This window comes from Pseudomonas sp. MWU13-2862, assembly GCF_023242495.1.
Lineage (GTDB): Bacteria > Pseudomonadota > Gammaproteobacteria > Pseudomonadales > Pseudomonadaceae > Aquipseudomonas > Aquipseudomonas gingeri_D.
In genome coordinates this window covers 13,919-40,582 of record NZ_JALMEZ010000016.1, presented here as the reverse complement: position 1 = coordinate 40,582, position 26,664 = coordinate 13,919, and the positions used below count along the sequence as shown (strand labels likewise).

Below are 26,664 nucleotides of genomic sequence, written 5' to 3'. Positions count from 1 at the left end.
TCCCTACCTTAAGCCGCATCGCGCTTGGCGCCGTTGCGGTATGCCGTCACCGCCGCGATCAGGGCGCGGAAGATCTCGCTGCTTTCGCCGATCACCGACAGGTCGGCGCGCTTGATCATGTCGCAACCCGGATCGAGGTTGATCGCCACCACCTTGTCGCAGGCACCGATGCCTTGCAGGTGCTGGATCGCCCCGGAAATCCCCACGGCCACGTAGACCCGTGCGGTGACCCAGGTGCCGCTGGCGCCGACCTGGCGCTCACGGGCCATAAAGCCGTCGTCCACCGCCACCCGTGATGCGCCTTCGGTGGCGCCCAGGGCCGCCGCTGTTTCGTGGAACAGCGCCCAGTCCTTGACCCCGTTGCCGCCGGAGAAAATAAATTCGGCTTCGGCCATGGGAATCGCCCCTGGGTCCACCGCCACCGCGCCGAGATCTTCGATCCTCGGCAAGCTGCGCACCACGCTTGTGGATAACTCCACGGGCAAGGCTTCATGACGGGTTTCGCTGACCGGCTCGGCGCATTCGGCGGCGGCCAGGATCAACCGGGCCAAGGGTCGCGCCAGATCCTGCAGGCCTGCACCGGCACGGCCGATGCACTCCTCGCCCTTGACCTGCCAGACCCGCGTGGCCGGGCGCTCACCCAGGCTCGCGGCCAGGCGGCGGCCCAGTTCGCCACCACCGCTGCGGCTGTCCGGCAGCAACCAGTGACGGGGATTGAACTGGTTATCCACAGCCCGCAGGCCCTGGACCCGTTGTTCCGGTGAATAACCGCTGAACTCATTGCCATCGAGCACCAGCAGACGGTCGACGCCGGCGGTTTCGAAGGCGGATTCCTTGTGCTCGCCAAAGACCACCGCCAGCACCGCGCCGTCCTTGCCCGCCATCTGATGGGCCAGGCCCAGCAGGTCGCGGTCGTGGCTGCTCAGGCGACCGCCGACCATGTCTGGCACCACGCTGATATAGAACGCCGGTTGCGGCACCTGATGCAGTGGCAGCAGCACTTCGACGCTGGCCGAACGCTTGGTCGCGCCGCCCTGCTGGGCGCCGCTGCGGTCGATGCGCTTGATGCCGTTGGGGCCGATAAAACCGACGCCATGGACATTCTTGCGGACCAGGCCGTTAGGCCCCATCCAGCTCTGTTGCTGCGGTTGCATGGCCGCGTGCAACGGGTGCAGGCGGTTACGGGCGATCCACTCGGCGCGAGGGTCGCGGCGGATAATATCGCTCATCAGTGCACCTCCGCGGGTTCACGCTTGGGGGCCGGTTTGCTCGGCGCCGCTTCTTCAAGCAGGGCGTCGGCCACCAACTCGGCCAGATCCTTGATCAGCGGACGCGGTTCGACCACGCCTTCGAGCATCGCCGTGCATTGCGGGCAACCGACCGCCACCAGTTCGGCACCGGTTTCGCGGATGTCGTCCATGCGCATATCGGGAATCCGCTGCTTGCCGGGAATATCGGTGATCGGCGCGCCGCCACCGCCGCCGCAGCAACGGGAACGGAAGCCGGAGCGCTGCATTTCCTTGACCTCGATCCCCAGGGCCCGCAGTACATCGCGCGGCGCTTCATACTCGCCGTTGTAGCGGCCGAGGTAGCACGGATCGTGATAGGTCACGCTGTTGCCTTTGTGCTGCCCGAGGTTCAGGGCACCGGCGCCGATCAGTTCGGCCATATAGGTGCTGTGATGCTGCACCAGGTATTCGCCGCCGAAAGCACCGTATTCGTTTTTCAGCACATGGAAACTGTGGGGGTCGCAGGTGACGATGCGCTTGAAGCTGTATTTGGCCAGGGTCTGGATATTGCGTTTGGCCAACAGCTGGAAGGTTGCCTCATCACCCAGGCGCCGGGCCACGTCACCGCTGTCGCGCTCTTCCAGGCCGAGTACCGCGAAGTCGACCTTGGCCGCCTTCAGCACTTTGACGAAAGCACGCAGGGTGCGCTGGTTGCGCATGTCGAAGGCACCGTCGCCGACCCAGAACAGCACGTCGGTGGTTTTCTTCTCGCCGAGCAGGTTGAGGTTCAGGTCCGCCGCCCAGTTCATCCGACCGCCCGGGGCGAAACCGCCGGGGTTGTCGGTGGCGATCAGGTTTTCCAGGACTTCGGCCCCCTTGTTCGGGGTCGCGCCTTTTTCCAGGGTCAGGTGACGGCGCATGTCGACGATGGCATCGACGTGCTCGATCATCATCGGGCATTCCTCGACGCAGGCGCGGCAGGTGGTGCAGGACCACAGGGTCTCGGCGTCCACCAGGCCGTTGACGATCGGCTGATGCGGGTTACCTGAATGCTCGCCGATGGCTTTGCCCGGATACGGGCTGCCGGCGAAGTTCGCGTCGGTGCCGCCGGCCAGGCCGACCACCATGTCCTGAATCAGCTTTTTCGGGTTCAACGGCTGGCCGGCGGCGAATGCCGGGCAGGCGGCTTCACATTTACCGCACTGCACGCAGGCGTCGAAGCCCAGCAGTTGGTTCCAGGTGAAGTCCTTGGGTTTCTCCACGCCCAGCGGCGCTTTCGGGTCGCTCAGGTCCAGCGGCTTGAGGCCGGTGGAACGGCCGCCGCCGAAGCGTTCGGCGCGACGGTGCCAGGCCAGGTGCAGGGCACCGGCGAAGGCATGCTTCATCGGACCGCCCCAGGTCATGCCGAAAAACAGCTCCGACACGCCCCACAGCACACCGATGCCGAGGATCACGGCCAATACCCAGCCGCCGAAATCTTCCGGAAGGATACCGGCCACCGGCAGGGTCACCAGGAAAAACGACGCCGAGAACGCCAGCAGGCTTTTCGGCAGGCGCATCCACGGGCCTTTCGACAGACGGGAAGGCGGGTTGCGGCGGCGCAGATAAACAAAGATCGCACCGACAAACATCACCGCCGACATCAGCAGCAGGGCATAGCCGAGGATGCGGTTATGCAGGCCGAAACCGTGCACCAGGATTGCCAGCACAATGGACGCCACCGCACCGCCGGCCGTGGCGACGTGGGTATTGGCAATGTATTTGTCCCGCGCCACCACGTGGTGCAGGTCGACCATATAGCGCTTGGGCATGGCGAAAAGGCCGCCGAGCAGATCGACTTTCGACGGTCGACCGCGACGCCACATGGCTACCCGCCGCAGCGCGCCGAGGACGGCAAGGCCCAGGGCGGCAAACAACAGGATGGGAAGAAGGGTGTTCAACATGGTGCAGCTCCCAAAGACCTCGGGGCTCGGTAACAGCCGGCTGGCTGGCGATTCAGGCGACGCGGTGCATCAGGCAGTCCGCGTTATCGTTCATCGCCAGCAAGCCGGCTCCTACAGGAGGTTGGCTTAGAAATCCTTGCACAGACGCAACGCGTCATAGATCGCCGCGTGCGTGTTGCGCTGGGCCACACAGTCGCCGATGCGGAACAGCAAGTAACCGTCGCCCGACTCGCTCAGCGAAGGCTGCGGCTTGATCGCGAACAGGGCTTCGACATCGATCTGGCCCTTGTTGCGCGAACCTTCCTTGAGCCCGTAGTAGATTTCCTCATCCGGACGCACACCGTTCTCCACCACCACCTGGTCGACCACCCGCTCTTCCTTGGCGCCGGTGTATTCGTTCTCCAGCACCGCCACCAGCTTGTCGCCCTCGCGATAGACCTTTTCCAGCATCATGTCGCCGGTCATGATCACTTCTTTCGGGTACATGCTGCGGTAGTAGGTCGGGAACGACGTACCGCCAATCGCCACACCCGGCTTGATGTCGTCGGTGACGATCTCAACCTGGCTGCCCTTGTCAGCGAGGAAGTCGGCGACCGACATGCCGGTGAACTCGCAGATGGTGTCGTAGACCAGCACGTTCTTGCCCGGTGCGACCTTGCCATCGAGCACGTCCCAGCTGCTGACCACCAGCCCTTCGGCGGCGCCCCAGTGTTCGTTCTGTTCCAGGTTCGGATGCCCGCCGACAGCCAGCACCACGATATCCGGACGCAGGTCGAGGATAGTCGCCGCATCGGCGGCGACACCCAGGCGCAGGTCTACTTTCAGACGCGCCAGCTCCAGCTGGAACCAACGGGTGATACCGGCGATCTGGTCACGCTGCGGCGCTTTCGAAGCCGTGGTGATCTGCCCGCCAATGGCGTCCTTCTTCTCGAACAGGGTCACATCGTGCCCACGTTCGGCGGCCACGCGAGCGGCCTCCATCCCGGCAGGGCCGGCACCGACGATCACCACCTTGCGCTTGACCCCGGTGGATTTCTCGATGATATGCGGCACGCCCATGTATTCACGGGAGGTCGCGGCGTTCTGGATACAGAGTACGTCCAGGCCCTGGTACTGGCGGTCGATGCAGTAGTTGGCACCGACGCACTGTTTGATCTGGTCGATCTGGCCCATCTTGATCTTGGCGATCAGGTGCGGGTCGGCGATATGCGCGCGGGTCATGCCGACCATATCGACATAACCGCCTTCGAGAATGCGGGTCGCCTGGTTCGGGTCCTTGATGTTCTGCGCGTGCAGCACCGGGACCTTGACCACTTCCTTGATCCCGGCCGCCAGGTGCAGGAACGGCTCCGGCGGGAAGCTCATGTTCGGGATCACGTTGGCCAGGGTGTTGTGGGTGTCGCACCCCGAGCCGACCACACCGAGGAAATCGAGCATGCCGGTGTCATCGTAATACTTGGCGATCTGCTTCATGTCCTCGTGGGACAGGCCATCCGGGTGGAACTCGTCACCACAGATACGCATGCCGACGCAGAAATCGTCACCGACTTCCTTGCGCACGGCCTTGAGCACTTCCAGGCCGAACTTCATCCGGCCTTCGAAGGTACCGCCCCATTCGTCGGTGCGCTTGTTGACCCGCGGGCTCCAGAACTGGTCGATCATGTGCTGGTGCACGGCGGACAGTTCGACGCCGTCGAGACCGCCTTCCTTGGCCCGGCGCGCAGCCTGGGCGTAGTTGCCGATCACCCGCCAGATCTCTTCCGGCTCGATGGTCTTGCAGGTGGCACGGTGCACCGGCTCACGCACGCCCGAGGGCGACATCAGGGTCGGCCAGTTGAAGCCATCCCAACGCGAGCGACGACCCATGTGGGTAATCTGGATCATGATCTTGGCGCCATGCTTGTGCATGGCGTCGGCCAGGTTCTGGAAGTGCGGGATGATGCGGTCGGTGGACAGGTTCACCGAGCTCCACCATTCCTGCGGGCTGTCGATGGCCACTACGGACGAACCGCCGCAGATCGCCAGGCCGATGCCGCCCTTGGCCTTCTCTTCGTAATAACGGATATAACGCTCGGTGGTCATGCCGCCGTCGGTGGCATACACCTCGGCGTGGGCGGTACTGAGCACGCGGTTGCGGATGGTCAGTTTGCCGATCTGGATCGGCTGGAACATTGCTTCGAAAGCCATGGTGCGATCCTCGACTTACAACGGCTTGACGGTGAACAAGCCGTCGTCGTGACCTTCTTCGGAGCCACCGTAGACCTGCTCGGCCACGGTACGAATCGCGCTGCCGCGTGCGGCCAGGATCTGGTCCATGGCGCCGGCGAACCAGCCGGTGAACATATAGTCGACCTTGCGCCCGACCTTGCCGTAGACATAGACGAACGCCGAATGCTCGAGCTTGACGCTGGCGGTGCCTTTGTCCAGGTCAATGTCCTGGATCTTGAACAGGCCCCAGCCGCGTTGCGACAGGCGCTTCATGTAGTGCTCGAACACCGCGACACCTTCCAGGCCATGGCATTCGGCCTCTTTTTCACACCAGTGCCAGGCGGATTTGTAGCCGGCCTTGTAGAGGATCTCGGCGTAGGCATCGGCACCCAGGACTTCTTCGATGCCCATGTGGTTGTTGACGAAGAAGTGCCGTGGCACGTAGAGCATCGGCAGGGCGTCGGACGTCCAGACACCGGTTTCGCTGTCGACTTCGATAGGCAGTTGCGGGGCGATTTTAGCCATGGGTAACACTCCAGAATTCGTTGATCGCGGCTGGCCGCTTACGCCCTGCGCGACCGGCGCGCAGGGTGTGTGTCAGTTGGGAAAAGACCGCGGCGTTATTCGCCCCAGACGTCCTTGAGGACGGTGACCCAGTTTTCGCCCATGATTTTTCGCACCACGCGCTCAGGGTGACCGCGCTTGAGCAGGGTCTCGGTGAGGTTGGGGAACTCGCCCACGGTGCGGATGCCCAGCGGGTTGATGATCTTGCCGAAGCTGGTCAGACGACGGGCGTAGCCCTTGTCGTGGGTCAGGTATTCGAAGAAGTCCTGGCCGTGGCCCTGGGTGAAGTCGGTGCCGATACCGATGGCGTCTTCGCCGACGATATTCATCACGTACTCGATGGCCTCGGCGTAGTCGTCGATGGTCGAATCGATGCCCTTGGCGAGGAACGGCGCGAACATGGTCACACCGACAAAACCACCATGGTCGGCAATGAACTTCAGTTCGGCGTCGGACTTGTTGCGCGGATGTTCTTTCAGACCCGAAGGCAGGCAGTGGGAATAGGTCACCGGCTTCTTCGATTCGAGGATGACTTCTTCGCTGGTCTTGGAACCGACGTGGGACAGGTCGCACATGATGCCGACGCGGTTCATTTCAGCAACGATCTCGCGACCGAAGCCCGACAGGCCGCCGTCACGCTCATAGCAGCCGGTGCCCACCAGGTTCTGGGTGTTGTAGCACATCTGCACAATGCCGACGCCCAGCTGCTTGAAGATCTCGACATAGCCGATCTGGTCTTCGAAAGCGTGGGCATTCTGGAAGCCGAAGAGGATGCCGGTCTTGCCCAGCTCCTTGGCCTTGCGAATATCGGCGGTGGTGCGCACCGGCATCACCAGGTCGCTGTTCTCGCGGATCAGTTTCTGGCTCGAGGCGATGCTGTTGACGGTGGCCTGGAAGCCCTCCCACACCGACACGGTGCAGTTGGCGGCGGTCAGCCCGCCTTTGCGCATGTCCTCGAACAGTTCGCGGTTCCACTTGGCAATGATCAGCCCGTCGATAACGATGCTGTCGGCGTGCAGTTCGGCTGGGCTCATCAGGCTGTCCCCTATTAGCGATTCACGCGCCGAATCGTCTGCCGGCGCTTTGGGGTCAGCATATGCCCAGGGGACCGGAGAGCCGGGTGCAAAAACGACAGGGGAATTGCCGAAAGCGTCAATCCGCGACAAAGGGACGTTGCCATGGGCATTTCCGGCCCGTAGGTTTAAGTACTTGTCCATGTACGACTATTCTTTGGCCCGGGCTTGAGACAGAATTGCCCTCCATCGCTCTGCCACCTCTTTTGATCAAGGATCGGGACGCCGCAATGAAATCGATTTTCCTGGCTTTGGCGCTTGTCAGCCTGGGTGCCCACGCGGCCGAAGACGCGGACAACTCGCCCTGCGACGCGGTCGAAAACGACCAGCAGACCCTGGAGTGCGCCACCTACAGCAAGAACACCGCCGAGCAATTGCTCAAGGAAAACTTCGAAGCGCTGCTGGAGCGGGTCAAGACGCAATACGCCAATGACAAGGCGCAAGCAGCCGATATCACCGGCAAGCTGCAGGCGGCCCAACAGCTCTGGATCAAGTCGCGGGATGCCGATTGCGCCATTGCGCCGCTGCCGGCCAAACCCGGGAGCAAGCCGTTCACCATCGACCAGTACGACTGCCTGGCGAGCAAGAGCGACGAACGGTCGGAGTTTCTTGAGTCGATTGCCCAGGAATAATCCCGGGCGGCTGTCTACACTGGAGCGCATCCCGTCCTGAATTGGCTGTACAGGCGAGTCGTTGACGATCATCACAGGATCTTCATATGCGCTCACTTTCAGCCATTCCGCTGTATGCCTTGGCGATTTTTCTCGCCATTGTGCTGTTTATTGAAATCGGTCGCCGCATCGGCAACCACCATCTGGCCCTTGACCCCGAGGGTGCGCGGACCGGCACCAGCGCCATCGAAGGCGCGGTTTTTGGCCTGTTGGCGCTGTTGATCGCCTTCACCTTTTCCGGCGCGGCCACCCGGCTGGATGCCCGGCGCAATCTGATCGTCGAAGAAACCAACGCCATGGGCACCGCCTGGTTACGCCTGGACCTGTTGCCGCCGGCCAATCAACCGGCCTTGCGCCAGGCGTTTCGCGACTATGTGGACGCACGCATCGCCTACTACCGCGACCTCAACGAACTCGACCGTTCCAGCCTGGACAACGCGCGGGGCAATGCCTTGCAGCTGGAGATCTGGAAACAGTCGGTCGCCGCGCTGCCGCAGATGCCCACGCCGGCGCTGGGCTCCAATCTGCTGCAAGCCCTCAACCAGATGATCGACATCACCACCACCCGGGGAGTGGCCCAGGACACCCACCCGCCACTGGTGATCTACCTGATGCTGGTCGCCCTGACCCTGGTCAGCGCCCTGTTCATCGGCTACGACATGGCCGGCACGGCCAGGCGCAACTGGCTGTACAGCCTGGGTTATGCGCTGGTGATGGTCTGTGTGCTGTATGTGATCCTGGATTTCGAGTACCCGCGGATCGGCCTTATCCGCGTCGACTACTTCGACCAGATCATGCTCGACCTGCGCAAAACCATGGATTAACGCGCCCTGCACGGGCCACGGACAGCGACTAGACTGGGCAGTGAACCCACTCATTCAAAAGGAACTTGAATGTACGCGCCCCGAGAAACCGAACACGACTACCTCTTTACCCGAGGTGTCCTGCTGCTTTTCCTGATTTTCCTGGCCTTTGGCATGGCGGCGTTATCCAAGAGCGGCGGGCTGCTGTATGCCGCCATCAAGGCGGCGCCACGGGAAGTGACCGGCACCATCACGCAAATCATCGACACCCGCAGACAGGCGTCCCCAGCGGATATCTACTACGCCTTCGACTACGAGTTGGGCAACCGCGGCCAGGGCGTTCACTCCCTGAACGCGATGGTGGCAAACCCGACGTACCAGATTGGCGATCACGTGCAGATCGTCTATTCCGACTGGTTTCCGAGCTTTCACAGCCTGAAGAGCGAATTCAGCTTCAAACGCGCGGACTTCTACATCTTCAGCGCCAGTGTGAGCCTGATCGCGTTGTGCCTTTGCCTGCTGTGCTGGAATTACCGGCAGATGGCCAGGTTTCGTGAGGAGGGGGTCTACTACTGAGCGCCTCCGGCTAATCGCCGCTGCCCCACTGTAGGAGCGAGCTTGCTCGCGATGGATGGCCAGACACCACGGGGTATCAGACTTCCCGCGTTATCGTTGACCACCATCGCGAGCAAGCTCGCTCCTACAAGGGGTAACATGGCGCCTCCCCCAACGCTCCAAGGACTCCAATGACCCTCTGCGGCATCGAAATCAAAGGCAGCGAAGCCATCTTCGCCATCGCCACCTTGCAGGGCAGCGCCCTCGCGCATGTGGCCGTCGCCATCAAGAAAATCGCCCTGGACGAGGATGACGAGGCCGCCAACGTCAAAGCCTTCGCCGCCCAGGTCAAAGCCTTTATCCAGGATGCGGGCATCGAGCGGATTGCTATCAAGAAGCGCAGCAAGAAAGGCGAATTTGCCGGTGGGCCGACCACCTTCAAGATCGAAGGGATTTTCCAGTTGCTGGAAAACTGCGAGGTGACGCTGCTGTCGCCGCAGACCATCAACGCGCAGAACAAGAAGTTCGACTTCGCCTTGCAGGCCACGCTGAACAAGTATCAGCATGAAGCCTATAAGACGGCCTGTGCAGCGCTGATGAAAAAGTAAGCCGGGTCTTTCAACACCGCCACCCTGTAGGAGCCGGCTTGCTGGCGATGAGGCCAGGGAGTCTTGCATCGCCTTATCGGCCGCCATCGCCAGCAAGCCGGCTCCCACAAAGGGTGGTGTTCGGCCTTCATGCCCGGTGCTGCGCGCAACACCACCTACACCTTGATCCCGCGCCGATCCTCCCGCGGGCACTGGGCAAATCGCGCCCGGTAGCTGCGGGTGAAATACGACGGCGATTCAAACCCACTGGCGATGCTCACCTCCAGCACGCTCATGTCCGTCTGGCGCAACAACTGCCGCGCCTTCTCCAGCCGCAAGCCCAGGTAGAAATTGCTCGGTGTGTCCTTCAGATACAGCCGAAACAAACGCTCCAACTGGCGCCGCGTGACCTTGATCGACTCCGCCAGCTCCAGCGTGCTCAACGGCGGCTCCATGTGCTGTTCCATCTCCCCGACCACATGCACCAGCTTCTTGTTACTGATGCCGTAGCGCGTGGCGATCTGCATGCGCTGGTGATCCTTGCGCGGGCGGATACGCCCCAGCACGAACTGCTCGGACACCTGGATCGCCAGTTCCGGGCCGTGGGCCTGGCCGATCAGGTCGAGCATCATATCGATGGACGCGGTGCCGCCGGCACAGGTGATCCTCCGGCGGTCGATCTCGAACAGCTCCTGGGTCACTTCCAGCTGTGGATAAGATTCCTTGAAGGCCTCCAGCGCCTCCCAGTGCAGGGTCACCCGGTGCCCTTCCAGCAGACCGGCTTCGGCCAGCACCACGCTGCCGGTGTCGATACCGCCCAACGTCACGCCTTCATGGTCCAGACGCCGCAACCAGTGCGCCAACGTCGGGGTAGCGAACTTCAGCGGCTCGAAACCCGCCACCACCAATAACGTCGCCCCCTTCTTCAACGGCTCCAGCGCCGCATCGGCGTTGACCGACATGCCATTGCTCGCCAGCACCGCCCCACCATCGGCACTCAATACATGCCAACGATACAGCTCGCCGCGAAAGCGATTGGCCACCCGCAGGGGCTCGATCGCCGAGATAAAACCCATCGCCGAAAAACCCGGCATCAACAAGAAATAGAAATCCTGGGACATGGAACGCGCTCGCAAGACGGGTAGCGTTCCCGACGTGATACGCCAGTTGCACGACGGCCACAAGAGCACAGGTCGCTGCTGTGCAAGAGTCGGTCGCCGCTGTGCGTTTTCAGCAAGGCCGGGCTGCGTAACGTGGCATCACCGGCGCACGAAGACGCCGGGCCCCACAATAACGTCCTGCCGAGGAAACCATCATGAAACGACTGATCAGCCGCTGTGCGCTTGCACTCACCGGTACCGCGCTCCTGAGCACAGGGGTCATGGCCGCGGACCAAGCCTCCTGCCAGAACGTTCGCCTCGGCGTGGTCAACTGGACCGATGTCATGGCCACCAGTGCCATGACCCAGGTGCTGCTCGATGGCCTGGGCTACCAGGTCAAGCAGACCAGCGCCTCCCAGCAAATCATCTTCGCCGGCATCCGCGACCAGCGCCTGGACATGTTCCTGGGCTACTGGAACCCGCTGATGACCCAGACCATCACCCCGTTCGTCGACGCCAAGCAGGTCAAGGTCCTGGCCGAACCGAGCCTCAAGGATGCCCGCGCCACCCTGGCCGTGCCCACTTACCTGGCCGACAAGGGCCTGAAGACCTTCGCCGACATCGCCAAGTTCGAGAAAGAGCTGGGCGGCAAGATCTACGGCATCGAGCCCGGCTCGGGCGCCAACACCCAGATCAAGGAAATGATCGCCAAGAACCAGTTCGGCCTGGGCAAGTTCCAACTGGTGGAATCCAGTGAAGCGGCCATGCTCTCGGCGGTGGATCGCGCCGTGCGGCGCAAGGAAGCCGTGGTGTTCTTCGGCTGGGCGCCGCACCCGATGAACGTCAACGTGCAGATGACCTACCTCACCGGCAGCGAAAACGCCCTGGGCCCGAACGAAGGCATGGCCACCGTCTGGACCGTCACCGCGCCGACCTACGCCGAACAATGCCCGAACGTGAACAAGCTGCTGAGCAACCTGACCTTCAGCGCAGCCGACGAGAGCCGCATGATGCAACCGCTGCTCGACCACAAGGACGCGCTGGAGTCAGCCAAGCAGTGGCTCAAGGATCACCCGCAGGACAAGGCCCGCTGGCTGGAAGGAGTGACCACCTTTGATGGCAAGCCGGCCGCTGAAAACCTGCAATTGACCAGCAAGTAAATCACCGAAAATCGCACCCGCAGCCGTTGATGGCTGCGGTGTGAACCACCACGCCTGTAAGGAACCCGCACCATGAACCACGACGTCATCATCACCTGCGCACTCACCGGTGCTGGCGACACGACCGGCAGAAGCCCTCACGTTCCGGTCACGCCCAAACAGATCGCGGCGGCTGCCGTGGAAGCGGCCAAGGCCGGCGCCACCGTGGTGCATTGCCACGTGCGCAACCCCGAGACCGGCAAATTCAGCCGCAACGTGGCCCTGTATCGCGAAGTGATGGAGCGTATCCGCGAGGCGGACGTGGACATCATCGTCAACCTCACCGCCGGCATGGGCGGCGACCTGGAAATCGGTGCCGGCGAGAACCCGATGGAGTTCGGTCCGAACACCGACCTGGTCGGTCCGCTGACCCGCCTGGCCCACGTCGAGGCGCTGCTGCCGGAAATCTGCACCCTGGACTGCGGCACCCTGAATTTCGGCGACGGCGACACCATCTACGTCTCCACCCCGGCGCAACTGCGCGCTGGCGCCAAACGTATTCAAGAGCTGGGCGTGAAAGCCGAGCTGGAAATCTTCGACACCGGTCACCTGTGGTTTGCCAAGCAACTGATCAAGGAAGGCCTGCTGGACGACCCATTGTTCCAACTGTGCCTGGGCATTCCGTGGGGCGCTCCGGCGGACACCACCACCATGAAGGCCATGGTCGACAACCTGCCGGCGGGCGCGGTGTGGGCCGGTTTCGGCATTGGCCGCATGCAAATGCCGATGGCGGCGCAAGCGGTGCTGCTGGGCGGCAACGTGCGGGTCGGCCTGGAAGACAACCTGTGGCTGGACAAAGGTGTGCTGGCGACCAACGGCCAGTTGGTCGAGCGCGCCTCGGAAATCCTCAGCCGCCTGGGCGCCCGCGTCCTGACCCCGGCCGAAGGGCGGGTGAAGATGGGGCTGACCAAGCGCGGTTGATCCACTGACACCCCTCTGCTCCCAAAGAACACCGCAAAACTGTAGGAGCAGGGCTTGCCCGCGAAGCTTTTGGCGGCTTCGAGGGCCCCTTCGCGGGCAAGCCCTGCTCCTACAAGTGATCGTATTGCCAAAACCCTATTGCGCAGGAAGTTGCCATGAGCTTTATCACCGAAATCAAAACCTTCGCCGCCCTGGGCAGCGGTGTCATCGGCAGCGGCTGGGTCTCCCGCGCCCTCGCCCACGGCCTCGATGTGATCGCCTGGGACCCGGCGCCCGGCGCCGAAGCGGCCCTGCGCAAGCGCGTCGCCAATGCCTGGGGTGCCTTGGAGAAACAAGGCCTGGCTCCAGGCGCTTCGCAAGACCGCCTGCGTTTTGTCGCCACTATCGAAGAGTGCGTGAAAGACGCCGACTTCATTCAGGAAAGTGCCCCGGAACGTCTTGAGCTGAAACTCGAACTGCACGGCAAGATCAGCGCCGCGGCCAAGCCCAACGCCTTGATCGGCTCCAGCACCTCGGGCCTGTTGCCCAGCGAATTCTACGAAGGCGCCACCCATCCGGAGCGCTGCGTGGTCGGTCACCCGTTCAACCCGGTGTATCTGCTGCCGCTGGTGGAAGTGGTCGGCGGCAAGAACACCGCCCCTGAAGCCGTGCAAGCCGCGATGAAAGTTTATGAATCCCTCGGCATGCGCCCGCTGCATGTGCGCAAGGAAGTCCCAGGTTTTATCGCCGACCGTCTGCTCGAAGCGCTGTGGCGCGAGGCTCTGCACCTGGTCAACGACGGCGTCGCCACCACCGGCGAAATCGACGATGCGATCCGCTTTGGCGCGGGTCTGCGCTGGTCGTTCATGGGCACCTTCCTGACCTACACCCTGGCCGGTGGCGATGCCGGTATGCGGCACTTCATGGCCCAGTTCGGCCCGGCGTTGCAGTTGCCGTGGACCTACCTGCCTGCACCGGAACTGACCGAGAAGCTGATTGACGATGTGGTCGACGGCACCAGCGATCAGTTGGGCAAACACAGCATCTCGGCCCTGGAACGCTATCGTGACGACTGCCTGCTGGCGGTGCTGGAGGCGGTGAAGACCACCAAGGCCAAACATGGCATGAGTTTCAGCGAGTAAGTTTTTCGGTGTCTGGGCGGGCCCTTTCGCGGGCAAGCCCTGCTCCTACAGTTTTGTGTCGTACGCAAAAAATCATTCGACGCTGGACTGTAGGAGCAGGGCTTGCCCGCGAAGACGGCCTGACAGACACCCCTCATTCGTGATCTGTTCACCTCTTCGGACACCCACCATGCCCACCCTCACCACCTACACCACCGAAGTCATCCCCGACTGGGTCGACTACAACGGCCATCTGCGCGATGCCTTCTACCTGCTGATCTTCAGCTACGCCACCGACGCCCTGATGCTGCGCCTGGGCATGGACAGCGATAACCGCGAAGCCACCGGCAGCTCGTTGTTCACCCTCGAACTGCACCTCAACTACCTGCACGAAGTCAAACTCGGCGCCCAGGTCGAAGTACGCACCCAGATCATCGGCCACGACGCCAAGCGCCTGCACCTCTACCACAGCCTGCACTTGGTGGGCGGCGACAAGGAACTGGCCGGCAACGAACAGATGCTGCTGCACGTCGATCTGGCCGGCCCGCGCTCGGCCCCCTTCACCGACGCCGTGCTGGAAAAACTGCAAGCCATCATCGAAGGCCAGAGCGACCTGCCGCCCCCGGAATACATTGGCCGCGTGATTGGATTGCCTGCGAAAAAATAAGAATCCCTCGAAAAGGAGCTCACCGTGAATACCGCCGCCGCGTTTGCCGATTTCCGCAGTTACCCGCTGATCAGTACCCTGACCGCCGCGCATCCGCTGCCGGATCGCATCGAGGTGTATTGGGCGGACGGGCGTATCAGTCCGTACCATCACCTGTGGCTGCGGGACAACTGCCCGTGTCCACAGTGCGTGTACACGGTGACCCGCGAACAGGTCCTGGAAATCGTCGATATCCCCGAAGGCCTGGCCCCGGCCGCCATCCGCATCGACAACACTGGCTGCCTGTGCATCGACTGGCAGGACGGTCACGCCAGCCGCTTCGACCCGGGCTGGCTGCGGGCGCACGCCTATGACGACGAGTCGCGGGTCGAGCGCCAGGCCGGCAAGCCGAAAAGCCGGCTGTGGAGCAGCAGCCTGGAGTTGCCGGTATTCGAGTTCGCCGCCCTCAAGGAGGACCCGAAAACCCTGCTGCACTGGCTATTGGCCTTGCGCGACACCGGCCTGACCCAGGTGCGTGGCGTACCGACCGAGCCTGGTTCACTGACCGAGGTGGCCAAGCTGATCTCGTTTATCCGCCAGACCAATTTCGGCGTGCTGTTCAACGTGCAATCCAAGGCCGACGCCGACAGCAACGCCTACACCGCCTTCAACTTGCCGTTGCACAGCGACCTGCCGACCCGCGAGCTGCAACCGGGCCTGCAATTCCTGCATTGCCTGGTGAATGATGCCGAGGGTGGCGAGAGCATTTTCGTCGATGGCTTTGCCATTGCCGACGCGCTGCGCCGGGAAGACCCGGCGGCGTTCCGCGCCCTGAGCGAAATCCCGGTGGAGTTTCGCAACAAGGACCGGCACAGCGACTACCGCTGCCTGGCGCCGGTCATTGCGCTGGACAGCAGGGGGCAGGTCAGCGAGATCCGCATGGCCAACTTCCTGCGGGGCCCGTTCGAGGCCTCGGTAGAACAGATGCCGGTGCTGTACGCAGCCTATCGGCGCTTTATTGCCATGACCCGTGAAGCGCGCTTCCGGATCATGCGGCGGCTCAACCCGGGTGAACTGTGGTGCTTCGACAACCGCCGCACCCTGCACGCCCGCAATGCCTTCGACCCGGGCACCGGGGCCCGGCATTTCCAAGGCTGCTATATCGATAGGGATGAATTGTTGTCGCGGATATTGGTGTTGCAGCGCTGAGTCCAGGATGAACTGAAAAATCGCGTTCCCAGGCCTGTTGCGATCTGTAGGAGCCTGGCTTGCCAGCGAAGCTTTTGGCGATCTCAAGGGCCCTTTCGCGGGCAAGCCCTGCTCCTACAGTTTCGCGGCGTGCGCAGCATTGGCGCACGACACCGGACTGTAGGAGCAGGGCTTGCCCGCGAAGAACGATAACGCGGTCTACCTATTGAACCCGATCTGCCTGTTTCATCACCCGCTGCTCCACCACTTCCAGCACCTCGCAACCATCATCGAGCAACGCGTACATCACCTCCAGCACGTGCCGGAAATCCTGCTCATCCAGATTGTTGATCGTGGCACAGGTCAAGGTTCGCTAAAGATCGCGGGCGCCACGCAGCCGGCGACTGGCGAATGCGCAAAGGTCGCGCAGGGGTGCATCAGGATTGAAGAATAAGACGGGAATATCGGTGGTGTTGAATTGAAATGCAAGGAAGTTCGTCATTAAGGGCTCCATTTCAAGGGTAACAAACCACCTTCAATGCGAGGGTGATTGGATGGCTCCGTGAATGGACCGCGACGTCCAGTCATTTAATTGGCAATGACTGGAGGGACTATAGAGACGTTACACGGCCATGTACAAGCAAGTACGAGCCGGGATGTTTGAGAAAATGTTTCAATGTTTGTAGACGTCACGTCGATTACAGATCCTCACGACCAGGATACAAACCACTTGGTCCTGGATCTCCGAGATGATGCGGTAGTCGCCGACACGGTACTTCCAGAAATCTCCCAACTTGGAACCCTTCAAGGCCTCGCCAATACTGCGAGGATCCTCAAGATCCGCCACGCGCCCTCTGAGAAATTTCAGAATTCGCTGTGCCGTCTGTGGGTCGAGTTTGCTCAGCTCTTTGGCCGCAGAAGATTCAAACTCAATCTTCCACGCCATACTGCCGCTCCAACTCTTCCAGAGTTACGGTTTGACTTCGGCCAGACCGAACATCCGCCAAGCGTTGCTCGGCCAGGTAGATATCCTCAAGATGATCAAGGTGTTCGAGGATCGCTTCTCGGGCATAAAATGTCTTGGTGCGACCGGTCGCGGTCGCCAAAGCTTGCAGACGGCTCTCGATCTCCACGGGCAGACGGATGGCGAGCATGTTGTGTACTCCCTCATAAGAATTGCTATACACGTATAGCTTAACAGTTCACCAGCCAACAGCGGCTGCCTTTCATCGGAAGCAGACTGACCTTTCAAGGCAAAAAAAACCCCGATCAAGCCGTGACAGGATCGGGGTGAGAGAGTGTGTCCGCAGAGACCCGCGCCGAGGGTGACCAAACCGTCGACAGGTCTACTGGTACCCAGTGTGCTCGCTTGCCCTGGCCGCGAGTTAGCCGAAAACGACCTGTTCATAGGTATCAGAGCCACTCGGGCAATCGGCTCTTGCCGACACCGCGCAGGGCTACCAGAATCGAAGCACGATCACATCGGAACAAGGACCAGCGCCATGATGTACGCGGATTTGATTGACCAGGAAGACCTGTTGGGCCAGCTCAAATCCCTCGGCCTGCAAGTGCCGAGCGGTGCCACCGCCGAGCAGGCCTGCGAATGTGCGGTACGCGGCCTGGACGACGCCCGGGCCTATGAGCTGCGCAAGATGGTCAAGGATATGTACACCAGCAGCGCGACGATTCTGCCGGCCGTGCGCCAGGCGATAGACAAGCAGTTGTTGCCGGCGTTGGCGCGGTATCAGCAGACGCGGCCCTGACAGACCCGCCCTGTAAGCTTTCTGCCGCAAGCTGATTTTCTGCATCGTTCGCAAAACTTTCAGCGATCTTGAAGGCCTCTTCGCGGGCAAGCCCTGCTCCTACAATCCTGCGTCGTGCGCCAATGCTGCGCACGCCGCGAAACTGTAGGAGCAGGGCTTGCCCGCGAATGAAGGCGACCCGGGCTTAGAGCCTCACGCTGGCAAACGTCGACTCATTACGCGCCTGGCTCAACGCCGACATCGGCCCGGACAACGGCGCCAATACCAACGCCTGAGGAATCGGCATCATCGCCACCTGCTGCGTAGTATTGGAACCCACACGCTCGTCACGCGGCGGAATACCGAAGTACTCGCGGTAGCACTTGGAGAAGTGCGGCGTCGACACAAACCCGCACACCGACGCCACTTCGATAATCGACATCGGCGTCTGCTTGAGCAATTGCCGCGCCCGGATCAGCCGCAGCTTCAGGTAGTAGCGCGACGGCGAACAATGCAGGTACTTCTGGAACAACCGCTCCAGCTGTCGACGGGACACGGCGACATACACCGCCAGTTCGTCCAGGTCGATCGGCTCTTCCAGGTTGGCTTCCATCAGCGCGACGATTTCCTGCAGCTTCGGCTGATTGGTGCCGAGCATGTGCTTGAGCGGCACACGCTGGTGATCCTGTTCATTACGGATGCGCTCGTAGACAAACATCTCCGAAATCGCCGCCGACAGCTCACGGCCATGGTCACGGCTGATCAGGTGCAACATCATGTCCAGCGGCGCGGTGCCGCCGGAGCTGGTGAAGCGGTTACGGTCGAGGGTGAACAGACGAGTGCTCATGGCCACCCGCGGGAAGGCTTCCTGCATCGAAGCCAGACATTCCCAGTGCACGCTGCAATCGAAACCGTCGAGCAACCCGGCGCAGGCCAGGGCCCAACTGCCGGTGCACACGGCGCCGAGGCGACGCGACTGACGCGCCTGGCTCTGCAACCAGGACACATGCTCACGGGTGACAGTACGTTGAATGCCAATGCCGCCGCAGACAATCACGGTGTCCATGGCGGGCGCTTTGTGCATGGAGGCATCAGGGGTGATCTGCAGGCCGTCGCTGGCCCAGACCTGTCCGCCGTCGACGCTCAGGGTCGTCCAGCGATACAGCTCGCGGCCGGACAATTGGTTGGCCATCCGTAGGGGTTCTACGGCGGAAGCCAGGGAAATGAGCGTGAAATTGTCCAGCAGCAGGAAGCCGATGGATTGAGGCGCACGGTTCTGGGGTTGAGCCCCGGGCTGGAACGACGTCATCGCGATATCTCCTCACACAAAGCGGGTGATGGCCTCAGGCGGAGGCTCTTGTTATGGCCCTCGATCTCTCGCGGAGAGGGGCTTTGCAATGACAGAGCAATTGCCATGCCGAAAGTTGAATGGGTATTCAATAACTCCTGAAAACGACGTCGCGGTGTGTCTATATAGCCCTTGCCACGAGTGCGGGTTATAAGGCGTGGGAAAGGTCTGTAAGCGCCAGGCTCAAGGGGCTTGAGCACTTCGGTAGCACTTGTGTTCCGGGCGCTGAGCGGCGCCGGGAAGGAGTGTCACCACAAGCACGGTCGACCGGCGGTAACAGGGTGAAAAGCGGGTGTTGCGAAGGCCTATCAGTTACCTGTTTGCGACGCGCCAAAAGGTGGCGTGGCCTGGAGTGAATGAGCGATTTTTGCACAGGTTTTATTCTGTGTTGCCTGGTCTGATGCTTTCGCGGGCAAGCCCTGCTCCTACAGTTTTTCATCGTTCACAGAACTTGTGTACGCCACCACCTTGTAGGAGCAGGGCTTGTCGGATCGCCGCACCGCCGCGAAAGGGCCGGCACAATCACTACATCCTCTGGATCAGCACTCCACGGCACTAACCGCCAACCCGCCCCGCGAAGTCTCTTTATATTTGTCATGCATATCGGCCCCGGTATCGCGCATGGTGCGGATCACCCGGTCCAGGGAAATAAAGTGCTGACCATCACCACGCAAGGCCATCTGCGCCGCATTGATCGCTTTTACCGCCGCAATCGCATTACGCTCGATGCACGGCACCTGCACCAACCCGCCGACAGGATCGCAAGTCAGCCCCAGATTGTGTTCCAGACCGATTTCCGCCGCGTTGCACAACTGCTCCGGCGTCGCCCCGAGCACCTGCGCCAAGCCCGCCGCCGCCATGGCGCAAGCCGAACCCACTTCGCCCTGGCAGCCGACCTCGGCCCCCGAGATCGAGGCGTTCTTCTTGCACAGGATGCCCACCGCCGCCGCCGCGAGGAAATAGTCGACGACATTGGCGTCGGTCACCACCTCGCTGAACTTCATGAAGTAATGCAGTACCGCCGGGATAATACCCGCCGCGCCATTGGTCGGCGCCGTGACCATGCGCCCGCCCGCCGCGTTCTCTTCGTTGACCGCCAGGGCGAACAGGTTCACCCACTCCATCGCACTCAAGGTCGAGCCGATCACATTGGGCTTGTTCAGTTCCTGCAGGCTGCGGTGCAACTTGGCCGCGCGCCGGCGCACATTCAAACCGCCAGGCAGGATGCCTTCGTGCTTGAGGCCCTGCTCGACGCAATCCTGCATCGCCCGCCAGAGTTTCATCAGGCCGCTGCGAATCTCGTCCTCACCCCGCCAGACCTTTTCATTGGCCAGCATCAGCTCGGCAACGCTCAGGCCATGTCGCTGACACAACTCGAGCAATTCCACCGCGCTGGAAAAATCATACGGCAGCACCGTGCGGTCCATGTCCGCCACGCCGCTTTCCGCCTGGGCCTGGTCGACGACAAAACCGCCGCCCACCGAGTAGTAGGTATCGCGATGCAGTTCTTTACCTTCTTCGCCGAAAGCGACCAGGGTCATGGCATTGGGGTGGAAGGCCAGGTTCTCGTCGATCAGGCGCATGTCCCGCGCCCAGACAAACGGAATCGCCAGGCGGTTATCCAGCAGCAAGGTGTCGGTTTCACGCAAGGTGGCGATGCGCAGGCCGATCTGCGACGGATCGATCGCATCCGGCCATTCGCCCATCAGGCCCATGATCACCGCGTTGTCGCTGCCATGACCGATGCCGGTGGCCGACAGCGAACCGTAAAGCTGCACTTCAACCCGCGTCACCTGCGCAAGCTCCCCCCGCTCACGCAGCCCCTGGACGAACAACGCCGCAGCGCGCATAGGCCCCACGGTATGGGAGCTGGAAGGGCCGATGCCGATCTTGAACAGGTCAAACACGCTGATTGCCATTGTTGCGAAGTCCTCTGAGTGCCTGTTCCAGACGCCTGAGCGTCCGGTGGCGAAGCTGCTACGCTCAAGCATCGCAATCCGCCGGGATAAAGCATCATCAGCCTTTTGAAAGCCCACACGACGTCTCACACCGACGCACCCATGCCCAGCAACGCCAGCGTCCGCGCACAGGTAATTTTCGGCGTTTTTTTGCGGCGCAGAGGGGAAAAAAGGCCGGAAAAAAGCTGTAAACGACCTCACCGACACTGGAAGCGACCCTCCCTGTACTGGATACGACGCACCCTGTAGGCGACAGATTTAGGCTGGTACATGATCAGTCTCGACTCGATTGCAAGGCACCGGGGTAGAGCCGTCCTCAGCGCCTACAACCGCAACACAAAATAACTAAGCGCGATCGTCCAGTCGGACCACTGCCAAAAATAAACATCCAGGAGTCCACCCCATGAAAGGTTCCCCGTCGTTGTTGTTGGCCGCCATGCTGAGTCTGCCGATGCTGGCCCAAGCCGCAGAGCCAGCACAGTGCAGTACCGTTAACTTCTCGGATGTCGGTTGGACGGACATCACCGCCACCACCGCCACCACCAGCGTGGTACTCGACGCCCTGGGCTACAAAACCAAGACCACGATGATTTCCGTGCCGGTGACCTACAAGTCCCTGGCCGACGGCAAGAACATGGACGTGTTCCTCGGCAACTGGATGCCGACCATGGAAAACGACATCAAGGCCTACCGTGATGCCGGCACCGTGGAAACCGTGCGCACCAACCTCAAGGGCGCCAAGTACACCCTCGCCGTCCCTCAAGCGCTGTACGACAAGGGCCTGCATGACTTCGCCGATATCGCCAAGTTCAAGAAGGAACTGGACGGCAAGATCTACGGCATCGAGCCGGGCAACGACGGCAACCGCCTGATCCAGAGCATGATCGACAAGAACGCCTTCGGCCTGAAAGACGCCGGCTTCAAAGTCGTCGAGTCCAGCGAAGCCGGCATGCTCTCGCAGGTCGACCGTGCGCAGAAACGCGACACCGCCGTGGTCTTCCTGGGCTGGGCGCCGCACCCGATGAACAAGCGCTTCAAGATCGAATACCTCACCGGTGGTGATGAGTACTTCGGCCCTGACTTCGGCGCCGCGACCGTCCTGACCAACACCCGCAAGGGCTACACCCAGGAATGCAGCAACGTCGGCCAACTGCTGAAGAACCTCGAGTTCACCGTCGACATGGAAAGCTCGCTGATGGGCAACATCCTCGACGACAAGATGAAGCCTGAAGCCGCTGCCAAGGCGTGGCTGAAGAAGAACCCACAGGTGTTGACCACCTGGCTGGCGGGCGTGACCACCATTGACGGTAAACCAGGCCTGGAAGCCGTGAAAGCCAAGCTCGCGCAATAACCGCCACGTCCGGGCGGGTTCGCCCGCCTGGACTGGCATTTATTTCCCCGCATGTGGACGTTCAATACCATGCTGACTGAACATAAAATCCCCCTGGGCCAGTACATCGCGGCGTTCGTCGAATGGTTGACGAAGCACGGTGCCAACTACTTCGATTTCATCGCCTCGACGCTGGAAGCGATGATCCACGGCGTGACCTTCGCGCTGGCCTGGTTCAATCCGCTGGCATTGATCGCGCTGATCGCGGCGATCGCCCACCTGATCCAGCGCAAATGGGGGCTGACCGCCTTCGTGATCGCCTCCTTCCTGCTGATCCTCAACCTGGGATACTGGCAGGAAACCATGGAAACCCTGGCCCAGGTGATGTTCGCCACCCTGGTCTGCGTGGTGATCGGCGTGCCGCTGGGCATCGTTGCCGCGCACAAGCCGATGTTCTACACCCTGATGCGTCCGGTCCTCGACCTGATGCAGACCGTACCGACCTTCGTGTACCTCATTCCAACCCTGACCCTGTTCGGTCTGGGTGTCGTCCCCGGTCTGATTTCCACGGTGGTGTTCGCGATTGCCGCGCCCATCCGCCTGACCTACCTGGGTATCCAGGATGTACCGCAAGAACTGATGGACGCCGGCAAGGCCTTCGGCTGCTCGCGTCGTCAACTGCTCTCACGGATTGAACTGCCCCACGCCATGCCGAGCATCGCCGCCGGTGTCACCCAGTGCATCATGCTGTCATTGTCGATGGTGGTGATCGCCGCGCTGGTGGGTGCCGATGGCTTGGGCAAACCCGTGGTCAACGCACTGAACACCGCTGATATCGCCCTCGGCTTCGAAGCCGGCCTGGCGATCGTATTGCTGGCAATCATGCTCGACCGTATCTGCAAACAACCCGACGCACAGGTAAGGGGTGACGCATGAGCATCATTCGCTTCGACAAGGTAGACGTCATCTTCTCCAAGAATCCGCGAGAGGCCCTCGCGTTGCTGGACAAAGGCCTCAAGCGTGAAGAGATCCTGAAAAAGACCGGCCAGATCGTCGGTGTGGAAAACGCCAGCCTGGAAATCGAGAAAGGCGAGATCTGCGTGCTGATGGGGCTGTCCGGTTCCGGCAAGTCCAGCCTGCTGCGCTGCATCAACGGCTTGAACACGGTCAGCCGTGGCCACTTGTTCGTCGAACATGAAGGTCGACAGATCGACATCGCCAACTGCACCGACGCGGAACTGAAGATGATGCGCACCAAGCGCATCGCCATGGTGTTCCAGAAGTTCGCCCTGATGCCCTGGCTGACGGTGCGCGAGAACATCAGCTTCGGCCTCGAGATGCAGGGTCGTCCTGAAAAGGAACGCCGCCAACTGGTGGACGAGAAGCTGCAACTGGTCGGTCTGGAACAATGGCGCAACAAGAAGCCCGACGAACTGTCCGGCGGTATGCAACAACGCGTGGGCCTGGCCCGCGCCCTGGCGATGGACGCCGACATTCTGTTGATGGACGAACCCTTTTCGGCCCTCGACCCGCTGATCCGCCAAGGCTTGCAGGACGAACTGCTCGACCTGCAACGCAAGCTGCACAAGACCATCGTGTTCGTCAGCCACGACCTGGATGAAGCCCTGAAGCTGGGCAGCCGTATCGCCATCATGAAAGACGGCCGGATCATCCAGTACAGCAAGCCGGAAGACATCGTGCTCAACCCGGCGGACGAATATGTGCGCACCTTCGTCGCCCACACCAATCCGCTCAATGTGCTGTGCGGGCGCAGCCTGATGCGCACCCTGGACAACTGCAAGCGGGTCAACGGTTCGGTGTGCCTCGACCCGGGCGGCGATTCGTGGATCGACCTGGCCGAAGGCAACACCGTCAAGGGTGCCCGCCAGAACGGCGCCGTCCTGAACCTGCAAAGCTGGGTGCAGGGGCAAGCGGTGGAAGGCCTGGGGCGTACGCCGACCCTGGTGGATTCGAACATCGGTATGCGCGATGCCTTGCAGATCCGCTACCAGACCGGCCACAAGCTGGTGCTGCACGACAACAACAAGGTGGTGGGGATTCTCGGCGACAGCGAGCTGTATCACGCACTGTTGGGCAAGAACCTCGGTTGAGACCGATGCAAAAACGCCGCGAGCGCATCGCGGCGTCTTTGTTTTCGGAATGTCGTTTTACCGCTGACCGCAGGGGAAGAGCCACCGGATAACGGTGATTTGTCGTAACCTCGGTTTTTTGTTAATTGAACGTTCAATCAAAACAAAATAGACTGGTCCCCATGCCGGTAGCCGCTTCCTGGCTACCAACAGGTCTGAGGAGAGGTGCACGATGCCCAAGGTCGGTATGCAACCCATACGCCGTCAGCAATTGATCGCCGCGACGTTGACGGCGGTCGACCAGGTCGGGATGGCGGATGCCAGCATTGCGCTGATCGCCCGCTTGGCCGGGGTTTCGAATGGCATCATCAGCCACTATTTTCAGGACAAGAATGGCCTGATCGCCGCCACGATGCGCTACCTGATGAATGTCCTGATCGAGAACGTCGCCGCGCGTCGCCTGGCACTGACAGACGACAGCCCGCAGGCCCATCTGCAGGTGATTATCGAAGGCAACTTCGATGCCAGCCAGGTCAATGGCCCGGCCATGAAAACCTGGTTGGCCTTCTGGGCCACCAGCATGCACCACCCGTCTTTGCACAGGTTGCAGCGGATCAACGATCACCGTCTGTATTCGAACCTGTGTTGCCAGTTCCGCCGCGTCCTGCCGCTGCCCGCAGCCCGCAGCGCCGCACGCGGGCTGGCCGCGCTGATCGACGGTTTGTGGTTGCGCGGCGCGTTGTCGGGAGACGCTTTCGACACCGCACAGGCGCAACGGATCGCTTACGAATACATGGATTTCCAACTGGCTAAGCAGGAGCGCTAGAGCACCGGGAAACGCTCGGCCCCTGAACGACTGCCGACCGGTGTTGCCAGAACCTTACTGGCGTACCTGGCGGTTAACGCCAACCACTTATGCACTTGCGAGGACACTATGGCCCGTTTCGAACTGCAAAAACTCTACATCGACGGCGGTTACTCCGACGCCAGCGGCGATGCCACTTTCGATGCCATCAACCCGGCTAACGGTGAAGTTCTCGCCAAAGTGCAACGCGCGACCCAGTCAGACGTCGAGCGGGCCGTGGTCAGTGCCGAGAAGGGCCAGAAAATCTGGGCCGCGATGACCGCCATGGAACGTTCGCGCATCCTGCGTCGCGCCGTCGACATCCTCCGTGAGCGCAACGACGAACTGGCCGCCCTGGAAACCCTCGACACCGGCAAGGCTTACTCGGAAACCCGTTACGTCGACATCGTCACCGGTGCCGATGTGCTGGAGTACTACGCAGGCCTGGTGCCCGCCATCGAAGGCGAGCAGATTCCGCTGCGCACCACCTCGTTCGTCTACACCCGTCGCGAGCCGCTGGGCGTGGTGGCAGGTATCGGTGCATGGAACTACCCGATCCAGATCGCCCTGTGGAAATCCGCCCCGGCCCTGGCCGCCGGTAACGCGATGATCTTCAAGCCAAGTGAAGTCACTTCGCTGACCACCCTGAAACTGGCCGAGATCTACACCGCGGCCGGCGTACCGGACGGCGTGTTCAACGTACTGACCGGCAGCGGCCGTGAAGTCGGCACCTGGCTGACCGAGCACCCGCGCATCGAAAAAGTCTCCTTCACCGGCGGCACCGACACCGGCAAGAAAGTCATGGCCAGCGCTTCCAGCTCGTCGCTCAAGGACGTGACCATGGAACTGGGCGGCAAGTCGCCGCTGATCATTTTCGACGACGCTGACCTCGATCGCGCCGCCGACACCGCGATGATGGCCAACTTCTACAGCTCCGGCCAGGTCTGCACCAACGGCACCCGCGTGTTTGTGCCGAGCCATCTGAAAGCTGCGTTCGAAGCCAAGATCGTCGAGCGTGTGGCGCGGATTCGCGTCGGTAACCCGGAAGACGAGAACACCAACTTCGGCCCGCTGGTCAGCTTCGCCCATATGGAAAGCGTGCTGGGCTACATCGCCAAGGGCAAGGAAGAAGGCGCGCGCCTGCTGTGCGGCGGCGAACGCCTGAGCGCCGGTGAGTTCGCCAAGGGCGCCTTTGTCGCGCCGACCGTGTTCACCGATTGCAGCGATGACATGACCATCGTCCGCGAAGAAATCTTTGGCCCGGTGATGAGCATCCTCAGCTACGAAACCGAAGAAGAAGTGATCCGCCGCGCCAACGACACCGACTTCGGCCTGGCCGCCGGTGTGGTGACCCGCGACCTGAACCGCGCCCACCGCGTGATTCATCAACTGGAAGCCGGTATCTGCTGGATCAACGCCTGGGGCGAGTCCGACGCCAAGATGCCGGTCGGCGGCTACAAGCAGTCGGGTGTCGGCCGTGAAAACGGCATCAGCTCGCTGAACAACTTCACCCGGATCAAATCGGTACAGGTCGAGTTGGGTGACTACGCCTCGGTGTTCTAAGA

General features: G+C 61.6%; 26 protein-coding genes. 16 read left to right on the top strand and 10 right to left on the bottom strand.

Going from position 1 to position 26,664, the window contains the following annotated elements:
* Positions 1-8: 8 nt before the first annotated feature.
* The 5 genes from M5C56_RS25670 to M5C56_RS25650 all read right to left on the bottom strand — a co-directional run bounded on the left by M5C56_RS25670 (position 9) and on the right by M5C56_RS25650 (position 6,978).
* On the bottom strand, positions 9-1,229 hold the full coding sequence (locus M5C56_RS25670; RefSeq protein ID WP_103495261.1) for an electron transfer flavoprotein subunit alpha/FixB family protein: 1,221 nt from the start codon (positions 1,227-1,229) through the stop codon (positions 9-11).
* Positions 1,229-3,172, bottom strand: a complete 1,944-nt coding sequence (gene dgcB, locus M5C56_RS25665; RefSeq protein WP_103495260.1) for a dimethylglycine demethylation protein DgcB — start codon at positions 3,170-3,172, stop codon at positions 1,229-1,231. The genes M5C56_RS25670 and dgcB overlap by 1 nt, the downstream gene beginning before the upstream one ends.
* Before the next feature lie 126 nt (positions 3,173-3,298).
* A complete protein-coding gene (gene dgcA / locus M5C56_RS25660; protein ID WP_103495259.1) occupies positions 3,299-5,359 on the bottom strand; it encodes a dimethylglycine demethylation protein DgcA in 2,061 nt (686 codons plus the stop codon).
* 15 nt (positions 5,360-5,374) lie between these two features.
* Positions 5,375-5,905 carry a DUF5943 domain-containing protein gene (locus M5C56_RS25655; protein WP_100942520.1) on the bottom strand — a complete coding sequence of 177 codons (531 nt, stop codon included), beginning with the start codon at positions 5,903-5,905 and terminating at the stop codon, positions 5,375-5,377.
* A 95-nt stretch (positions 5,906-6,000) separates the two neighbouring features.
* Complete coding sequence (locus M5C56_RS25650; protein ID WP_100942521.1) at positions 6,001-6,978, bottom strand: dipeptidase; 978 nt, start codon at positions 6,976-6,978, stop codon at positions 6,001-6,003.
* 269 nt (positions 6,979-7,247) lie between these two features.
* On the opposite strand from M5C56_RS25650, the gene M5C56_RS25645 reads away from it, so the two are divergent.
* The 4 genes from M5C56_RS25645 to M5C56_RS25630 all read left to right on the top strand — a co-directional run bounded on the left by M5C56_RS25645 (position 7,248) and on the right by M5C56_RS25630 (position 9,654).
* Positions 7,248-7,649: a lysozyme inhibitor LprI family protein gene (locus M5C56_RS25645; RefSeq protein ID WP_103495258.1), complete on the top strand. Its 402-nt coding sequence runs from the start codon at positions 7,248-7,250 to the stop codon at positions 7,647-7,649.
* A gap of 86 nt (positions 7,650-7,735) precedes the next feature.
* A complete protein-coding gene (locus tag M5C56_RS25640; RefSeq protein WP_103495257.1) occupies positions 7,736-8,512 on the top strand; it encodes a DUF4239 domain-containing protein in 777 nt (258 codons plus the stop codon).
* Positions 8,513-8,581: 69 nt separating this feature from the next.
* Positions 8,582-9,067 (top strand): DUF3592 domain-containing protein, encoded by a 486-nt coding sequence (locus M5C56_RS25635; RefSeq protein ID WP_103495256.1) that lies wholly within the window; start codon positions 8,582-8,584, stop codon positions 9,065-9,067.
* 170 nt (positions 9,068-9,237) lie between these two features.
* Positions 9,238-9,654 (top strand): DUF3010 family protein, encoded by a 417-nt coding sequence (locus M5C56_RS25630; RefSeq protein ID WP_103495255.1) that lies wholly within the window; start codon positions 9,238-9,240, stop codon positions 9,652-9,654.
* Positions 9,655-9,809: 155 nt separating this feature from the next.
* Here the strand turns inward: M5C56_RS25630 and M5C56_RS25625 are convergent, their stop codons facing one another.
* Complete coding sequence (locus tag M5C56_RS25625) at positions 9,810-10,754, bottom strand: GlxA family transcriptional regulator (protein ID WP_100942529.1); 945 nt, start codon at positions 10,752-10,754, stop codon at positions 9,810-9,812.
* A 194-nt stretch (positions 10,755-10,948) separates the two neighbouring features.
* Between M5C56_RS25625 and choX the strand changes: the two genes are divergently transcribed.
* The 6 genes from choX (at position 10,949) to M5C56_RS25595 (ending at position 16,241) form a co-directional block, all read left to right on the top strand.
* Positions 10,949-11,893 carry a choline ABC transporter substrate-binding protein gene (gene choX, locus M5C56_RS25620; protein ID WP_103495254.1) on the top strand — a complete coding sequence of 315 codons (945 nt, stop codon included), beginning with the start codon at positions 10,949-10,951 and terminating at the stop codon, positions 11,891-11,893.
* 72 nt (positions 11,894-11,965) lie between these two features.
* A complete protein-coding gene (locus tag M5C56_RS25615) occupies positions 11,966-12,853 on the top strand; it encodes a 3-keto-5-aminohexanoate cleavage protein (RefSeq protein ID WP_103495253.1) in 888 nt (295 codons plus the stop codon).
* 155 nt (positions 12,854-13,008) lie between these two features.
* The gene (locus tag M5C56_RS25610; protein ID WP_100942532.1) at positions 13,009-13,974 is read left to right on the top strand and encodes an L-carnitine dehydrogenase; all 966 of its coding nucleotides are present in this window, start codon (positions 13,009-13,011) and stop codon (positions 13,972-13,974) included.
* Between the two features lie 169 nt (positions 13,975-14,143).
* Positions 14,144-14,620 carry a thioesterase family protein gene (locus tag M5C56_RS25605; protein WP_103495252.1) on the top strand — a complete coding sequence of 159 codons (477 nt, stop codon included), beginning with the start codon at positions 14,144-14,146 and terminating at the stop codon, positions 14,618-14,620.
* Positions 14,621-14,644: 24 nt separating this feature from the next.
* A complete protein-coding gene (locus tag M5C56_RS25600) occupies positions 14,645-15,808 on the top strand; it encodes a gamma-butyrobetaine dioxygenase (protein ID WP_103495251.1) in 1,164 nt (387 codons plus the stop codon).
* Positions 15,809-15,980: 172 nt separating this feature from the next.
* On the top strand, positions 15,981-16,241 hold the full coding sequence (locus M5C56_RS25595; protein WP_103499514.1) for a hypothetical protein: 261 nt from the start codon (positions 15,981-15,983) through the stop codon (positions 16,239-16,241).
* A 219-nt stretch (positions 16,242-16,460) separates the two neighbouring features.
* Here M5C56_RS25595 and M5C56_RS25590 read toward each other — a convergent pair whose 3' ends face one another.
* Together M5C56_RS25590 and M5C56_RS25585 are read right to left on the bottom strand one after the other, a co-directional pair.
* The gene (locus M5C56_RS25590) at positions 16,461-16,733 is read right to left on the bottom strand and encodes a type II toxin-antitoxin system RelE/ParE family toxin (protein WP_103499515.1); all 273 of its coding nucleotides are present in this window, start codon (positions 16,731-16,733) and stop codon (positions 16,461-16,463) included.
* Complete coding sequence (locus tag M5C56_RS25585) at positions 16,717-16,941, bottom strand: TraY domain-containing protein (protein WP_103499516.1); 225 nt, start codon at positions 16,939-16,941, stop codon at positions 16,717-16,719. The genes M5C56_RS25590 and M5C56_RS25585 overlap by 17 nt, the downstream gene beginning before the upstream one ends.
* Before the next feature lie 348 nt (positions 16,942-17,289).
* Between M5C56_RS25585 and M5C56_RS25580 the strand changes: the two genes are divergently transcribed.
* Entirely contained in the window at positions 17,290-17,550 is a 261-nt protein-coding gene (locus M5C56_RS25580; RefSeq protein ID WP_103499517.1) for a hypothetical protein, read from the top strand.
* Between the two features lie 184 nt (positions 17,551-17,734).
* Here the strand turns inward: M5C56_RS25580 and M5C56_RS25575 are convergent, their stop codons facing one another.
* Both M5C56_RS25575 and M5C56_RS25570 read right to left on the bottom strand, forming a co-directional pair.
* Complete coding sequence (locus M5C56_RS25575) at positions 17,735-18,838, bottom strand: GlxA family transcriptional regulator (protein WP_103499851.1); 1,104 nt, start codon at positions 18,836-18,838, stop codon at positions 17,735-17,737.
* Positions 18,839-19,416: 578 nt separating this feature from the next.
* Complete coding sequence (locus M5C56_RS25570; protein WP_100942537.1) at positions 19,417-20,796, bottom strand: L-serine ammonia-lyase; 1,380 nt, start codon at positions 20,794-20,796, stop codon at positions 19,417-19,419.
* Positions 20,797-21,238: 442 nt separating this feature from the next.
* On the opposite strand from M5C56_RS25570, the gene M5C56_RS25565 reads away from it, so the two are divergent.
* The 5 genes from M5C56_RS25565 to betB all read left to right on the top strand — a co-directional run bounded on the left by M5C56_RS25565 (position 21,239) and on the right by betB (position 26,662).
* Positions 21,239-22,186 (top strand): choline ABC transporter substrate-binding protein, encoded by a 948-nt coding sequence (locus M5C56_RS25565; RefSeq protein WP_103498301.1) that lies wholly within the window; start codon positions 21,239-21,241, stop codon positions 22,184-22,186.
* A gap of 69 nt (positions 22,187-22,255) precedes the next feature.
* Entirely contained in the window at positions 22,256-23,101 is an 846-nt protein-coding gene (gene choW, locus M5C56_RS25560; protein ID WP_103498304.1) for a choline ABC transporter permease subunit, read from the top strand.
* Positions 23,098-24,276, top strand: coding sequence for a choline ABC transporter ATP-binding protein (choV, locus tag M5C56_RS25555; RefSeq protein ID WP_103498302.1), 1,179 nt, complete (start codon positions 23,098-23,100; stop codon positions 24,274-24,276). Before choW ends, choV begins: the two co-directional genes overlap by 4 nt.
* Before the next feature lie 211 nt (positions 24,277-24,487).
* Positions 24,488-25,081, top strand: a complete 594-nt coding sequence (gene betI / locus M5C56_RS25550) for a transcriptional regulator BetI (RefSeq protein ID WP_103498303.1) — start codon at positions 24,488-24,490, stop codon at positions 25,079-25,081.
* A gap of 108 nt (positions 25,082-25,189) precedes the next feature.
* Positions 25,190-26,662 (top strand): betaine-aldehyde dehydrogenase, encoded by a 1,473-nt coding sequence (gene betB / locus M5C56_RS25545; RefSeq protein ID WP_247263366.1) that lies wholly within the window; start codon positions 25,190-25,192, stop codon positions 26,660-26,662.
* Positions 26,663-26,664 lie beyond the last annotated feature (2 nt).